13 protein-coding genes are annotated in these 13551 nt (G+C 69.6%); 8 read left to right on the forward strand and 5 right to left on the reverse strand.

Annotated features, from left to right (window positions below; translation table 11 throughout):
* Nucleotides 1-108: 108 nt before the first annotated feature.
* Nucleotides 109-1836, reverse strand: coding sequence for a DEAD/DEAH box helicase (locus ACFE6Z_RS05790; protein WP_375384995.1), 1728 nt, complete (start codon nt 1834-1836; stop codon nt 109-111).
* Nucleotides 1837-2137: 301 nt separating this feature from the next.
* Here ACFE6Z_RS05790 and secA point away from each other — a divergent pair, with 301 nt between their 5' ends.
* The 3 genes from secA to ACFE6Z_RS05805 all read left to right on the forward strand — a co-directional run bounded on the left by secA (nt 2138) and on the right by ACFE6Z_RS05805 (nt 6957).
* Complete coding sequence (secA, locus tag ACFE6Z_RS05795) at nt 2138-4954, forward strand: preprotein translocase subunit SecA (RefSeq protein ID WP_375384763.1); 2817 nt, start codon at nt 2138-2140, stop codon at nt 4952-4954.
* A gap of 68 nt (nt 4955-5022) precedes the next feature.
* The gene (locus ACFE6Z_RS05800; RefSeq protein ID WP_375384764.1) at nt 5023-5658 is read left to right on the forward strand and encodes a hypothetical protein; all 636 of its coding nucleotides are present in this window, start codon (nt 5023-5025) and stop codon (nt 5656-5658) included.
* A 72-nt stretch (nt 5659-5730) separates the two neighbouring features.
* Nucleotides 5731-6957, forward strand: coding sequence for a pyridoxal phosphate-dependent aminotransferase (locus ACFE6Z_RS05805; RefSeq protein ID WP_375384765.1), 1227 nt, complete (start codon nt 5731-5733; stop codon nt 6955-6957).
* A gap of 42 nt (nt 6958-6999) precedes the next feature.
* Here the strand turns inward: ACFE6Z_RS05805 and ACFE6Z_RS05810 are convergent, their stop codons facing one another.
* Entirely contained in the window at nt 7000-7440 is a 441-nt protein-coding gene (locus ACFE6Z_RS05810) for an Rv3235 family protein (protein ID WP_375384766.1), read from the reverse strand.
* A 125-nt stretch (nt 7441-7565) separates the two neighbouring features.
* Between ACFE6Z_RS05810 and ACFE6Z_RS05815 the strand changes: the two genes are divergently transcribed.
* The gene (locus tag ACFE6Z_RS05815; protein WP_375384767.1) at nt 7566-8168 is read left to right on the forward strand and encodes a hypothetical protein; all 603 of its coding nucleotides are present in this window, start codon (nt 7566-7568) and stop codon (nt 8166-8168) included.
* A gap of 39 nt (nt 8169-8207) precedes the next feature.
* Here the strand turns inward: ACFE6Z_RS05815 and ACFE6Z_RS05820 are convergent, their stop codons facing one another.
* On the reverse strand, nt 8208-8489 hold the full coding sequence (locus tag ACFE6Z_RS05820; RefSeq protein WP_375384768.1) for a helix-turn-helix domain-containing protein: 282 nt from the start codon (nt 8487-8489) through the stop codon (nt 8208-8210).
* Between the two features lie 98 nt (nt 8490-8587).
* Between ACFE6Z_RS05820 and ACFE6Z_RS05825 the strand changes: the two genes are divergently transcribed.
* The 3 genes from ACFE6Z_RS05825 to ACFE6Z_RS05835 are packed head-to-tail and all read left to right on the forward strand — an operon-like array spanning nt 8588 to nt 12067.
* A complete protein-coding gene (locus tag ACFE6Z_RS05825; protein WP_375384769.1) occupies nt 8588-9217 on the forward strand; it encodes an SAF domain-containing protein in 630 nt (209 codons plus the stop codon).
* Nucleotides 9214-10554 (forward strand): CpaE family protein, encoded by a 1341-nt coding sequence (locus ACFE6Z_RS05830; protein ID WP_375384770.1) that lies wholly within the window; start codon nt 9214-9216, stop codon nt 10552-10554. Before ACFE6Z_RS05825 ends, ACFE6Z_RS05830 begins: the two co-directional genes overlap by 4 nt.
* 10 nt (nt 10555-10564) lie before the next feature.
* Nucleotides 10565-12067, forward strand: coding sequence for a sensor histidine kinase (locus ACFE6Z_RS05835; RefSeq protein WP_375384771.1), 1503 nt, complete (start codon nt 10565-10567; stop codon nt 12065-12067).
* Nucleotides 12068-12127: 60 nt separating this feature from the next.
* Here the strand turns inward: ACFE6Z_RS05835 and ACFE6Z_RS05840 are convergent, their stop codons facing one another.
* Complete coding sequence (locus ACFE6Z_RS05840) at nt 12128-12376, reverse strand: WhiB family transcriptional regulator (RefSeq protein ID WP_055967481.1); 249 nt, start codon at nt 12374-12376, stop codon at nt 12128-12130.
* A 250-nt stretch (nt 12377-12626) separates the two neighbouring features.
* On the opposite strand from ACFE6Z_RS05840, the gene ACFE6Z_RS05845 reads away from it, so the two are divergent.
* A complete protein-coding gene (locus ACFE6Z_RS05845; protein ID WP_375384772.1) occupies nt 12627-13034 on the forward strand; it encodes a histidine kinase in 408 nt (135 codons plus the stop codon).
* 45 nt (nt 13035-13079) lie between these two features.
* On the opposite strand, the gene bcp is transcribed toward ACFE6Z_RS05845, so the two are convergent.
* On the reverse strand, nt 13080-13547 hold the full coding sequence (gene bcp / locus ACFE6Z_RS05850) for a thioredoxin-dependent thiol peroxidase (RefSeq protein ID WP_375384773.1): 468 nt from the start codon (nt 13545-13547) through the stop codon (nt 13080-13082).
* Between the last annotated feature and the right edge of the window lie 4 nt (nt 13548-13551).

The following is a 13551-nucleotide window of genomic DNA, read 5'->3' on the forward strand; positions in this document are numbered from 1 at the left end:
GCCGGGAAAGTGCACGACGGGACGTGAGGGTGCACTGCGGCGATCGAGGGTGCACTGCGGCGATCGAGGGTGCAATGCGGCGATCGAGGGTGCATTGCGTTGACGGGGTCAGTCCTTGTGGCGGGGCTTGCGGGCGGGGCGGTCGTCGCCCTGCCGGCGACCCGGGCCACCGGTGTCGAGGCGGAGCTGGATGAGCTGGCCCGAGATCCGTGTGCCCGACAGGCGGTCGAGGGTCTCGCGCGGCAGGTCTGCGGGCAGCTCGACGAGCGAGAAGTCGGGGCGGATCTGAATCACGCCGAAGTCTCCGCGGCCCAGACCCCCCTCATTGGCGAGCGCGCCGACGATCTGGCGCGGCTCGACGCGGTGACGCTTGCCGACCGCGATGCGGTAGATGGCCATCGGCCCGCTCGTCGGGCGCGGGCGGCGCTCGGGCCGCTCGCCGCGGTCGTCGCGGTCGAACCGGCCGGGTCGGTCGCCACGGTCGCCACGGTCGCCGCGGTCCTCGAACCCGCGCTGGGGCCGGACGGGCTCGGGCTCGAGCAGGAGCGGAGACTCGCCCTGTGCGACGACGGCAAGGGCGGCCGCGACATCCACTTCCGGCACGTCGTGGTTGCGCACGTAGTGGGCGATCACATCGCGGAAGCCCTCGATGCGCTCGGTCTGATCAAGTGCCGCGGTGATCCGGTCATCGAACCGTGCGAGGCGGGTGACGTTGACGTCGTCGGCGGTGGGCAGCTGCATGAGCGTGAGCGGCTGTCGCGTAGCCCGCTCGATCGCATTCACGAGCCCGCGCTCGCGCGGAGTGACGAAGCTGATCGCGTCACCCGAGCGCCCCGCGCGGCCGGTGCGGCCGATGCGGTGCACGTACGACTCTGGGTCGGTCGGGATGTCGAAGTTAACGACGTGCGAGATGCGCTCCACGTCGAGGCCCCGGGCCGCGACATCCGTCGCGACGAGGATGTCGAGCTTGCCCGACTTCAGCTGGTTCACGGTGCGCTCGCGCTGCACCTGCGCGATGTCGCCGTTGATCGCGGCGGCGGAGTACCCGCGGGCGCGGAGCTTCTCGGCGATCTCTTCGGTGGCGCTCTTCGTGCGGGCGAACACGATCATGCCCTCGAAGTTCTCGACCTCGAGGATGCGGGTCAGGGCGTCGATCTTCTGCTGGTACGACACGATCAGGTAGCGCTGGGCGATCGTGGCCGAGGTCGTGGTCTTGGTCTTGACCGTGATCTCTTCCGGGTCGTTCAGGTACTGCTTCGAGATGCGCCGGATCGCGGCGGGCATCGTGGCCGAGAAGAGCGCCACCTGCTTGGTGTCGGGGGTATCGGCCAGGATCGTCTCGACATCCTCGGCGAAGCCCATCTTGAGCATCTCGTCGGCCTCGTCGAGCACGAGGTACTTCAGCTCCGTCAGGTCGAGCGTGCCCTTGTCGAGGTGGTCCATGATGCGGCCCGGGGTCCCGACGACGATGTGCACGCCGCGGCGGAGCGCGGACAGCTGCACGCCATAGCCCTGCCCGCCGTAGACGGGCAGCACGTGGACGCCCTTGACGTGCGCGGCGTACTTCTCGAACGCCTCGCACACCTGCAGGGCGAGTTCGCGGGTGGGGGCGAGGACCAGCGCCTGCACGCTCTTCTGCGACACGTCCAGCCGATCGAGGATCGGCAGCGCGAACGCCGCCGTCTTGCCGGTGCCGGTCTGGGCGAGCCCGACCACGTCGCGGCCTGCGAGCAGCGTCGGGATCGTCGCCGCCTGGATCGCGGAGGGGGTCTCGTAGCCGACATCGCTGAGTGCCTTGAGCACCGCGTCGCCCAATCCCAGATCGGAGAAAGTCATCGCGGCGGGCTCAGCAGGAGCCTCGGCCTCGATCGAGACATCGTGAGTGGACACAATTCAGGGTAGTGGGTCGTGGCTGAGTCGAAACAGGACAGCGAACACAGGACGGTGAAAACAGGACAGGATGCTGCAGCCGCCGCCTCTCAGCCAGCTCGAGGGCGCCCGGGCGCGGGAGCACCCCGGGGCCGGCATCCCCAGCCCATTCCAAGGTCACAGGCAGGTAACATGGCCCCGTATGCCTGAGTGCTGAGCGCCGGCACTGGCGCTTCCGGCGCCACCACCAGACAGATGGAGTACCTTCGTGGCCAATCCTCTCGAGAAACTGCTCCGTGCCGGTGAGGGTCGAATCCTCCGCCGTCTGCAGCAGGTCGTGAAGGCCGTAAGCGCCCTCGAAGAGGACTACGCGCAGCTGACCGACGACGAGCTGCGCGGTGAGACCGCCGTGCTGCGTTCGCGTCTGGAAGCGGGCGAGACACTCGACCAGCTCATGCCCGAGGCGTTCGCCGCCGTCCGCGAGGCCGCCAAGCGCACGCTCGGCCAGCGCCCGTACGACGTCCAGCTGATGGGCGGCGCGGCCCTGCACTTCGGCAACATCGCCGAGATGAAGACCGGTGAGGGCAAGACGCTGACCGCCGTGTTCGCGGCCTACCTCAACGCGATCGCCGGCAAGGGCGTGCACATCGTCACCGTCAACGACTACCTGGCGAGCTACCAGTCCGAGCTCATGGGCCGCGTGTACCGCACGCTCGGCATGAGCACCGGCGTGATCGTCGCGGGCCAGACCCCCGACGTGCGCCGCGAGCAGTACCTCGCCGACATCACGTACGGCACGAACAACGAATTCGGCTTCGACTACCTCCGCGACAACATGGCATGGCAGTCGCAGGACCTCGTGCAGCGCGAGCACTTCTTCGCGATCGTGGACGAGGTCGACTCGATCCTGATCGACGAGGCCCGCACCCCGCTGATCATCTCCGGGCCGTCGTCGGGAGAGGCCAACCGCTGGTTCGTCGAGTTCGCCAAGATCGCCAAGACCCTCGAGGCAGGCGTCGACTACGAGGTCGACGAGAAGAAGCGCACGATCGGCGTCCTCGAGCCCGGCATCGAGAAGGTCGAGGATTACCTCGGCATCGAGAACCTCTACGAGTCGGCGAACACCCCGCTCATCTCGTTCCTGAACAACTCGATCAAGGCCCTGGCCCTCTTCAAGCGCGACACCGACTACGTCGTGATGAACGACGAGGTCATGATCGTGGATGAGCACACCGGCCGCATCCTCGTCGGGCGCCGCTACAACGAGGGCATCCACCAGGCGATCGAGGCCAAAGAGGCGGTGCCGGTCAAGGCCGAGAACCAGACCCTGGCCACCGTCACGCTCCAGAACTACTTCCGCCTGTACGACAAGCTCGCCGGCATGACCGGTACCGCCGAGACCGAGGCGGCCGAGTTCATGTCGACCTACCAGCTCGGCGTCGTCCCGATCCCGACCAACCGCCCGATGGTGCGCAAGGATCAGTCCGACCTCGTCTACAAGAACGAGCAGGCCAAATTCGCCCAGGTCGTAGAAGACATCGTGGGGCGCCACGAATCGGGTCAGCCCGTGCTCGTCGGCACGGTGAGTGTCGAGAAGAGCGAGTACCTCTCGCGGCTGCTGGCCAAGAAGGGCATCAAGCACGAGGTCCTCAACGCGAAGAACCACGCGCGTGAGGCCGAGATCGTCGCCCGGGCCGGACGCCTGGGTGCCGTCACCGTCGCCACGAACATGGCCGGTCGAGGCACCGACATCATGCTCGGCGGTAACGCCGAGTTCCTCGCCGTGCAGGAGATGAAAGCCCGCGGGCTCGACCCGGTCGAGACGGCCGAGGAGTACGAGGCCGAGTGGGAGAGCGTCTACGAGCAGATGCGCGAACGTGTCGCCGGTGAGAGCACCGAGGTCGTCGCCGTCGGCGGTCTCTATGTCCTCGGCACCGAGCGCCACGAGTCGCGCCGCATCGACAACCAGCTGCGCGGTCGATCGGGCCGTCAGGGCGACCCCGGTGAGAGCCGCTTCTACCTGTCGCTGACCGACGACCTCATGCGGCTGTTCCAGTCCGGTGCGGCCGAAGCGATCCTGGCCCGTACGAACTTCCCCGACGACGTCGCGATCGAATCGACGATGGTCTCGCGGGCCATCCGCAGCGCGCAGACGCAGGTCGAGGCCCGCAACGCCGAGCTGCGCAAGAACGTCCTGAAGTACGACGACGTGCTGAATCGTCAGCGTGAGGCGATCTACTCGGATCGCCGTCACATGCTGCAGGGCGATGACATCGCCGACCGCGTGCAGCACTTCATCGAAGACGCGATCAACGCCGTCATCGACGATCACACCGGCAGCGGGCACACCGAGAGCTGGGACTTCGACGCGCTCTGGACCGAGCTGAAGACCCTCTACCCGGTCAGTGTGACGATCGATGAGGTCGTGGCCGAGGCCGGCACGAAGGGTCGCATCACGACGGATGGACTCAAGCGCGAGATCCTCTCCGACGCCAAGATCGCCTACGCCACCCGCGAGGCGGGGCTCGGCGAAGCCGCGACCCGTGAGCTCGAGCGGCGCGTGGTGCTGCAGGTCCTCGACCGGCGCTGGCGTGACCACCTGTACGAGATGGACTACCTCAAGGACGGCATCGGCCTGCGGGCGATGGCACAGCGCGACCCGCTCATCGAGTACCAGCGCGAGGGCTACCAGATGTTCCAGGCCATGATGGGCCAGATCAAGGAAGAGTCCGTCGGCTACCTGTACAACCTCGACGTCGAGGTCCGCCGCGCGGCGGACGGCGAAGAGGCGATCCCGCAGGTCGAGGCGAAGGGTCTGGGCGCGGTGCCCGTCGAGGGCCAGCGCCTGGAGTACTCGGCGGCCAACGACGCCGGCGAGGTGGAGGTGCGCAACGACCGCGGCCAGGTGCAGCAGGGGTCGACGAACCGCGTGCGCCAGGCCGCTGCGGCTGCCTCAGCCGCCCCGGCCCAGGCTCCGGAGCCGGCCCCGACGCGTGGAGCGTTCGGCCAGCGGACCGACGTGCCCGCCGGCGCTCCCGCTCCGCAGAACCGAGCGGACCGTCGCGCCGCCGACAAGCGCAAGTAGCCGTCCCGGCGGGCAGCACGCGGCGCGAGGAGCTGGCCCCCCGCCGGGAGAGAACGTACGGTGGGGGGATGCCCGGCGACGTCACGGAGTACCGTCTCCCGTCCGCACGGGCCGTCGCGATCGTGGCGGTGCTTGCCGTGATCGCCTCGGTGATCGCCGCCGTGTTCGTGCCTTCGCCCGACCTGCCGGCCCTGATTCCGGTCATGATGCTCGCCGGGTGGGTGGCATGGATGCTGTTCTCCGTCCCCCTGATCCGCTTGTCGCCGACCGAGGTCGTCGTGCGCAACTCGCTGCACTCGGTGACGATCCCGCTGACGGCGATCACCGAAGTGACCGGCGGCCGGCGCCTCACGATCCGCACGATCGACGGTCGGACCTACATCCCGGCCGCCGCGGCCGGGCCGGGTACGTCGTTCCTCGGGGGTGCGATGCGCCGCACCCAGGCATACGGCTCGTCGATCGTCCCGGTCCGAAACGTGGACGATCTGCGGCTGGACAGCGAACTGCTGCAGACGCCCGCCACCACGATCGCCCGGATGATCCGCAAGCGGGTCGACGACCTCGACGCCGACGCCAGGCGGGCTTCCCGCGGCCCGGACGGTGCGCCGCAGGGGGTCGCGCCGCCGGTGCTGAACATGAATGTCATCGTCGTCACGATCGGGGTGGTCGCGGCATCCGCGGCGCTCATCCTCGTGCTCCTGTGAGCGCGGGCTGTCGCCTGCGCACGGTCCACGCTCTGTCGATTGGCCGCATCGGGCCGGGGCTATCCTGAATCGATGAGCACCCTCCGCACGCTCGACCAGTCGTCGAAGCTGAAAGACGTCCTGTACGAGATCCGCGGGCAGGCGCTCGTGGAGGCCGGGCGTCTGGAGGCCGAAGGCCACCGCATCCTCAAACTCAACACCGGCAACCCGGCCGCGTTCGGATTCGACGCCCCGTTCCAGATCGTGCGCGACATGATCGCCGCCATCCCGCATGCCCACGGTTACAGCGAGAGCCGCGGCATCCTCTCCGCGCGCCGCGCGGTCGTCTACCGGTACGAGCAGATGCCCGGCTTCCCCGCGGTCGACCCCGACGACGTGTTCCTCGGCAACGGGGTGTCCGAGCTCATCACGATGACGATGCAGGCCCTCCTCGACGAAGGCGACGAGGTACTGATCCCCGCGCCCGATTATCCGCTCTGGACGGCGATGACCAGCCTCGGCGGCGGCACGCCCGTGCACTATCTGTGCGACGAGCAGAACGAATGGCAACCCGATCTGGACGACATCCGGTCGAAGATCACGCCGCGCACGAAGGCGATCGTCGTGATCAACCCCAACAACCCGACGGGCGCGGTGTACTCGCGCGCCGTGCTCGATGCCATCGCCGAGGTCGCTCGCGAGCACTCGCTGCTGGTGCTGGCCGACGAGATCTACGACCGCATCCTCTTCGACGACGCGCAGCACATCCCGATGGCGACGGTCGCGCCCGACCTGCTGTGCCTGACGTTCAACGGACTGTCCAAGACCTATCGCGTGGCCGGCTACCGGTCGGGGTGGCTCGTCATCACCGGGCCGAAGCAGCACGCCGCCGGCTTCCTCGAGGGCATCAACCTGCTGGCCTCGACCCGGCTGTGCCCCAACGTCCCCGCCCAGCACGCCGTGCAGGCCGCCCTCTCGGGCGTGCAGTCGATCGACGCGCTGATCGCGCCGATGGGGCGGCTGCACGAGCAGCGGGATGCCGCGTGGCAGGGTCTGGAGGCGATCCCGGGTGTGTCGTGCGTCAAGCCCGAGGGAGCGCTGTACGCATTCCCGCGCTTCGACCCCGAGGTCCACGAGATCCGCGACGACGCGAAGTTCGTCTACGACTTCCTGGTCGCCGAGCACGTCCTGCTGGTGCAGGGGACCGGATTCAATTTCCCGACCCCCGACCACGTGCGGATCGTGACGCTCCCGGAGGCCAGAGTGCTCACCGAGGCGATCGAGCGACTCGGAAACTTCCTGTCGTCGTACCGGCAGTAGCCGGCCCGTTCGCCTGCCGGAGGGTCTGAATCGGAGTCGGCGTCAGAGCAGCGCGAGCGAGGTGGCCCGCCAGCGCCGGTCCATGCCCTCGAGCCGGATCGCGACCGCACGGGTGCGCGCCGGCCCTGCGACGATCACCACCGCTTCCACGACGTGGTCGGCGGGCGATGAGTGGTGCACCGAGAGGATCGCGTGTGTGGGACGGGATGCCGGAGCCCCGCGTGCGCTGCGGGCACGGGTCGCGAGATTCGCGCGGGTGACGAGCTTGCGGTAGGCGTCCTCCGTCAGCCAGCGGGCCAGCTGATCGACCTCGCGGACACCGGCCAGCACTTCCAGCACGCCGCGCGTCAGATTGTGCAGAAACGGCTCGGGCTCGGGGAGCGCGTCGGAGCCGGTGCGCTGCGGTGCGAAGAACTCGGAGAGCTCGCGTGCGTCGCCGAAAGGGGACGGAACACGAGCAGGGCCTGCCGGCGTCGATGCCATGGATACCTGCCTGGGGGAGGAGATGTCCCAAGAGTAGAACACAGGGCGAACTCACAGGAAAGATCGATCTCCGGACTGTGGATAAGTTGTGATCCCGTCGTGATGAATCCCCTAGCCTCGCTTGCGTGCGCTGGGATCGATTATTCGAAGACCTCGAAGATCAGCTCTCCTCCGAGTGGGAGGCGGAGCGTGCCGCGCTCGACAGCGAAGCCGAACGGCTGCGGCTCTCCCGCGTCGTCCTCCGGGATCGGCTCCGCACCGCCGCAACCCGCGACCGGAGCACACCGCCCCCATCGTTCGAACTGGCGGACGGGACGGTCTTCACCGGCGAGGTGGCCGGCGTGGGTGCCGACTGGCTGGCGATCGAACCGGCGGGGCAGCGCGGAGGCATCCTCGCGCCGCTGAGCGCGATCTGCGCGATCGGGATGCCGCACGCCGACCTGCTGCGCTCAGCCCGCCCCGTCGAAGGGACTGCGCCGCTCGCCGACCGGATGACGTTCGGCTTCGTCCTGCGCGACCTCGTACGCAGACGTCTGGCTGTCACGATCCATCGCGTGAACGGCTCCCCGCTCGCCGGCACGATCGACCGCGCCGGCGCCGACCATCTCGACATCGCGCTGCACGATGCGGGCAGCGCACGCAGGGTGGACGCGGTGACGGGTCACCGGATCGTGCCGTTCATCGCTATCGCGTGGGTGCGGCCCGAGACGGCAGCACCTCTGATCTGAGCGAGGGCGGTGGCGACAGCATCCGCTCGACTCGGGCGATCAGTCGGGGTTGCGGATGATGCCGTGGCCCCACAGCTCGGGGAAGCTCGCCGCGTTGGACTGCTCCCACAGCGCCATGCGGCGCGCCTCTTCGGCCTGGTCGTCGAGGTAGCCGGCGATGCTCGTCTGCTCCACCCGCCATTGGGGCGGCGCACCCACGCGAACGCCGCGGAGACGCCCGTCCAGCACGAGCGCGATCACCTCGTCGACCGAGACGCTGAGCACCTCGGCCACCTGCGCGGGGGCGAGCAGGCGCGCGTCGGACGTCGGGCTTTCGGGCATGTCCCCATTATGGCCGCCACCCGTCGCGCAGCCTCCGTCGACACCGCCTTGTGGATAACGTGCGTCGCCTCCGCGGCGACTGCGCGACGATGGACCGCATGACAGCGCTCGAATCCGTTCGCCGCCGCCCACGCGCCTTCTGGAGCGACGCCCGATTCTTTCTCGGGGTTGTGCTCATCGCCGCCTCGGTCGCCGGCGTGTGGTTCGTCGTCGCCTCCGCCCGGCAGACCGTGCCGGTGTTCGCCGCCGCCCACACGATCGTCCCGGGAGAAGCCCTCTCCGGCGACGCGATGCGCGTGGTCGACGTCGCCCTGGGCCAGGTGGGCGACGCGTATCTCGCCCCCGAAGCGCTGGAGGAGGGGCAGGTCGCGACCCGCACGATCGAGGCAGGTGAGCTCGTTCCGCAGAGCGCCGTCGGGGCGGCCGGCGCCGCGACCGTGACCACCGTGGTCGTCCGCAGCACGGTCGACGTTCCCGCATCCGTCGACACCGGCACCGTCGTGGAGGTCTGGTCGGCGCCGCTGGTCGAGCGCGGCGTGTACGACACCCCGCGCATCCTCGTGGCGGATGCGACGGTGGCCGCTGTCACCCGCGACGACTCGATGATCGGCGGCGGGGCAGCGGCACTGGAACTCGTGATCCCCCGTGCGGATGTGGCGGCCGTGCTCGCCGCGATGTCGGCGGGGGCCGCCCTGTCGATCGTGCCGACGGCCGGAGCCGGCCGATGAGAGTGCTTGTCGCGGTCGACTCCCCTCACGGCGAGGCCATGGCGGCCGGGCTCGCGCGCGAGCGGATCGAAGTGATCGCGACGGTTCCGGCATCCGCGCTGCACCACGTCGCCACCGCCGTCGCGCGCGACGCCGACCGATTCGGCGAGCCGTCCACGGTCATCGAGCACCTGGCCGAGGCCGACGCGATCGTGCTGCACGCGACGCGCCGGACGCTGACCTCCGAGGTGGTCGCCCTGTGCGATCGGTTCGGCGTCCGCATCCTGCCGCTGTGCGCCACCGAGGCGGACGTCCGGCTCGCGGAGTCGTTCGGGGTGGGGCGCGCGATGCCGCTCGATTCCGAGCCGTGGCAGCTGGCCGAGGCGCTCGACGCCGCTCCGGCCCCGCTCGCGCCGCGCGCGACCGTCGTGCGCGCGGCGCCCGTGATCGCCGTGTGGGGGCCGGCGGGCGCCCCGGGCCGCTCGACGGTCGCGATCGAACTCGCGATGGAGCTGGCCAGGGGCGATCGGAGGGTGGGACTGGTGGATGCCGACACCCACGCCCCCTCGATCGCACTCGCGCTCGGGCTCGCCGACGAAGGCCCCGGCTTCGCCGCCGCGTGCCGCCAGGCGGAGCTCGGCGGCATCGACGCGCGCGAGCTCACCCGGATCAGCACGCCGCTCGAGGGCGGCGTGGAGGTGCTCACCGGCATCAACCGCCCGTCGCGGTGGCCCGAGCTCGGCGAGGCGCGGGTCACCGCCGCCCTCACGGCCTGCCGGGAGTGGGTCGAGCACACTGTGATCGACACGGCGGCCTCGCTCGAGCGCGACGAGGAGATCGTGAGCGACCTCGACGGCCCGCGGCGCAACGCCGCCACCCTGGCATCGCTGCGGGCGGCCGATCTCGTGGTCGCGGTCGCCGGTGCCGACCCGGTCGGCATGGCCCGATTCATCCGCGGCTACGCCGACCTGCGGGCCACGATCGGCACCACGAGGGTGGTCGTGGTCGCCAATCGGCTCCGCCCCGGACCCCTGGGCATCGATGCGCGCGGTCAGATCCGCCGCGCGCTGGACCGGTTCGCCGGTATCGAGGATGTCTGGTTCCTGCCCGCCGATCCGCGGTCGGCGGATGCCGCGCTGCTGGCCGCACGTCCGATCGCGGCCGTCGCGCCCCGCTCCGCGTTCACACTCGCCCTCCGGCGCTTCGTCGGCGAGGCCGTCGCGCCTGTCCCCGAGCCGGATCCCGCACCACGGCGGGGCCTCCGCCGCCATGTGCGCCTCGTGCACGAGGTCAACGAGCCGGAGCGCCAGAGTGACGCCGTGCGCAGTGCGCGCTCGGCGGATCGGCTCAGACTCTAAGCTGGAACGCGTGTCGACCCTCAGCGATCTCGTCTACGCGCAGGGGTGCTCCAGCGAAGCCGACGTGGAGTGGCTCCACCGCCTCGCCGGCGACGGCCAGCTCTTGGCCGACCTGGCCTTCGCCGACATCGTGATCTGGGTCCCGACTCCCGATGACTCGTTCGTCGCGGTCGCGCACACCCGGCCGGGCGGCGCCGCGACGCTCTTCTACCGCGATATCGTGGGCGACCGCGTGCGTCCGCAGTGGCGCACGCAGGTGCGTGAGGCCTTCCAGACCGGCCGCATCATCGATTCGGCCTCGCCCGACTGGTTCGAAGAGACGCCGACCCGCGTGCGCGCGGTTCCGATCGTGCGCGAAAGGCCGCGCGCGGGTGAGCCGCTTGTGACGGTCGGCGTGCTGACCCGGCACACCAATCTCGGTGAGACACGCACGCCGTCGCGGCAGCAGATCACCTTCAACGACTGCGCCGACGACCTGTTCGGGATGGTCGCGTCGGGCGAGTTCCCCGATCTGTCCGCGCCGACCTCGCCTCGCCGCGGTGCCCCGCGTGCGTCGGACGGCCTGATCCGTCTCGACGTCGACGGCATCACGACGTTCGCGAGCCCGAACGCCCTGTCGGCGTTCAACCGGATGGGATTCGACGACGAGCTGGAGGGCGAGTCCCTCGTCGAGGTGACCACCCGCATCCTGCCGTCCAAGCGACAGTTCGACGAATCGCTGCCTCTCGTGGTGACCGGCCGTGCGCCGTGGCGCGCGGACATCGAGGCGCAGGGGGTCTCGGTCGCCCTGCGGACGATCCCGCTCCGCGACCGCGGCACACGCATCGGCGCGATCGTGCTGAGCCGCGACGTCACAGAGATCCGCCATCAGGAGCAGGAGCTCATCACCAAGGACGCGACGATCCGCGAGATCCACCACCGCGTCAAGAACAACCTGCAAACGGTGGCGTCGCTCCTGCGCATCCAGTCCCGCCGCTCGCACTCCGACGAGGCGCGCGAAGCCCTCACCCAGGCGATGCGCCGCGTGTCGGCGATCGCCGTCGTCCACGACACGCTTTCGGAAGGCCTCGCGCAGAACGTGAACTTCGACGACGTCTTCGACCGGGTGCTCAAGCTCGCCGCCGAGGTCGCCGCCGCACCGACGACGCGGGCCCACACCACGACGTCGGGCGAGTTCGGGACGCTGCCCAGCGAATACGCGACGCCGCTGGCGCTGGCGCTGACCGAACTGGTCACCAATGCCGTCGAGCATGGCCTCGCCGGTCAGCAGGGAGACGTCCGGATCATCGCGCAGCGCAGCGAGGAGCGCCTGGAGGTGCGCGTCCGCGACAACGGCGTCGGCATGCCCGAGGGGCACGTCGGCCAGGGGCTGGGCACGCAGATCGTGCGCACCCTGATCCAGGGCGAGCTGGGCGGGACGATCGACTGGCACACGATCACCGGAAGCGGCACCGAGGTCACGATCGACATCCCGCTGCGCTACATCGCCCGGGGCACCGAGAGCTCGAACTGACGATCACCGGATGCTGCGGCATCCGGTGATCGGTGAGTCAGAGCCCTGCGCGTCCGGCGGTCAGCTGGCGCGCCTGGCGCGAGCCGCGCGACGCTTGAGCGCACGACGCTCGTCTTCGGACAGACCGCCCCAGACGCCTGAATCCTGACCGGTCTCGAGCGCGTACTGCAGGCAGACCTCGGTGACGGTGCAGCGAGCGCAGACCGACTTCGCCTTCTCGATCTGATCGACGGCCGGACCGGTGTTCCCGACGGGGAAGAACAGCTCGGGGTCGACGGTGAGGCAGGCGGATTTGTCGCGCCAATCCATGGTGGTGCTCCTTGATGACGAAGTCGGTGAGAGTCCGGAAGCCCGATTCGGGTCCGGTACCCTGTGAGATGTGCGAGCGACGCTCGCCCCACTTCGCTGTGGGAGCACACGGCTTGTTCAATGCTTCCACAGCGCGACGGCCTAATCAAGGACCGTTTTGCGGTGAATGTGCGGGATCAGCTGAGCATTCGCCGGGTGCACTGGAGGATTCGCACAACGACGACACCAAGCGTCGGAAGGATCGTCGGGAATGGGAACAAATCCGGCCGCCCGCGCGGCAGCCGTCGTGGTCGGGCTCGAGGGCCTCGCGGTCATCGCCCTGGTGGTCGTCCAGGTGCTGGCGCTGTTCGGCGGAGACGCCGGAGACCCGACGAGCGGCATCGCCCTGATCGTGCTGACGGCGGTCTCAGCCGCGGCACTGTGCGCATTCGCCGTCGCGATCGCGCGCGGTCAGTCATGGGGCCGGTCGGGCGGGATCGTGTCGCAGCTGCTCATCCTCGCGGTGGCGCTCGGCGCGGTCACCGGCGCATATGCGCACCCGCTGGTTGCTCTCGCCCTCGCCGCACCGGCAGTGCTCGGGCTCGTGCTGCTCATCTTCGCGGCGCGCAGGGCCGCAGCCCTGAAGACCGGTCGTGGCGAAGCCGACGGCGACCGATAGCTCTCCGGGCCGACAGGACGACCGACGGAAAGCCGGGTGTGAGTCTCAGGCGCCGACGAGCGTGCGGAGCCGTGCGACGTGCCCGGTGGCCTTGACGTTGTAGAGCGCGTGCACGATGCGCCCCTCGGCGTCGATCACGAACGTCGAGCGGATCACTCCCTCGACGAGCTTGCCGTAGTTCATCTTCTCGCCCCACGCGCCGTACGCGTCGTGGACGGCGTGGTCGGGGTCGCTCAGGAGCGGGAAGGTGAGCCCGTCGCGCTCGCGGAATTCGCGCAGGGTCGACGGCTCGTCGCGCGAGACACCGAGCACGGTGTAGCCCGAACCGGCGAGCGAGCCCATGCTGTCGCGGAAGTCGCACGCCTCGGTGGTGCAGCCGGGTGTCATCGCGGCGGGGTAGAAGTACAGGATCACGTTCTGCCCGCGCAGATCCGCGAGCGAGACGGAATTCTCGTCCTGGTCGACGAGGGTGAACAGGGGAGCGGCATCGCCGGGAGTGAGCTGCACGGTCATGCCT

This window comes from uncultured Microbacterium sp., assembly GCF_964244775.1.
Taxonomy (GTDB): domain Bacteria; phylum Actinomycetota; class Actinomycetes; order Actinomycetales; family Microbacteriaceae; genus Microbacterium.

Coding starts and splice junctions, on each gene's coding strand:
- ACFE6Z_RS05790 (WP_375384995.1), bottom strand. CDS start 1,836: ATGACTTTCTCCGATCTGGGATTGGGCGACGCGGTGCTCAAGGCACTC.
- ACFE6Z_RS05800 (WP_375384764.1), top strand. CDS start 5,023: ATGCCCGGCGACGTCACGGAGTACCGTCTCCCGTCCGCACGGGCCGTC.
- ACFE6Z_RS05805 (WP_375384765.1), top strand. CDS start 5,731: ATGAGCACCCTCCGCACGCTCGACCAGTCGTCGAAGCTGAAAGACGTC.
- ACFE6Z_RS05810 (WP_375384766.1), bottom strand. CDS start 7,440: ATGGCATCGACGCCGGCAGGCCCTGCTCGTGTTCCGTCCCCTTTCGGC.
- ACFE6Z_RS05820 (WP_375384768.1), bottom strand. CDS start 8,489: ATGCCCGAAAGCCCGACGTCCGACGCGCGCCTGCTCGCCCCCGCGCAG.
- ACFE6Z_RS05825 (WP_375384769.1), top strand. CDS start 8,588: ATGACAGCGCTCGAATCCGTTCGCCGCCGCCCACGCGCCTTCTGGAGC.
- ACFE6Z_RS05830 (WP_375384770.1), top strand. CDS start 9,214: ATGAGAGTGCTTGTCGCGGTCGACTCCCCTCACGGCGAGGCCATGGCG.
- ACFE6Z_RS05840 (WP_055967481.1), bottom strand. CDS start 12,376: ATGGATTGGCGCGACAAATCCGCCTGCCTCACCGTCGACCCCGAGCTG.
- ACFE6Z_RS05845 (WP_375384772.1), top strand. CDS start 12,627: ATGGGAACAAATCCGGCCGCCCGCGCGGCAGCCGTCGTGGTCGGGCTC.
- bcp (WP_375384773.1), bottom strand. CDS start 13,547: ATGACCGTGCAGCTCACTCCCGGCGATGCCGCTCCCCTGTTCACCCTC.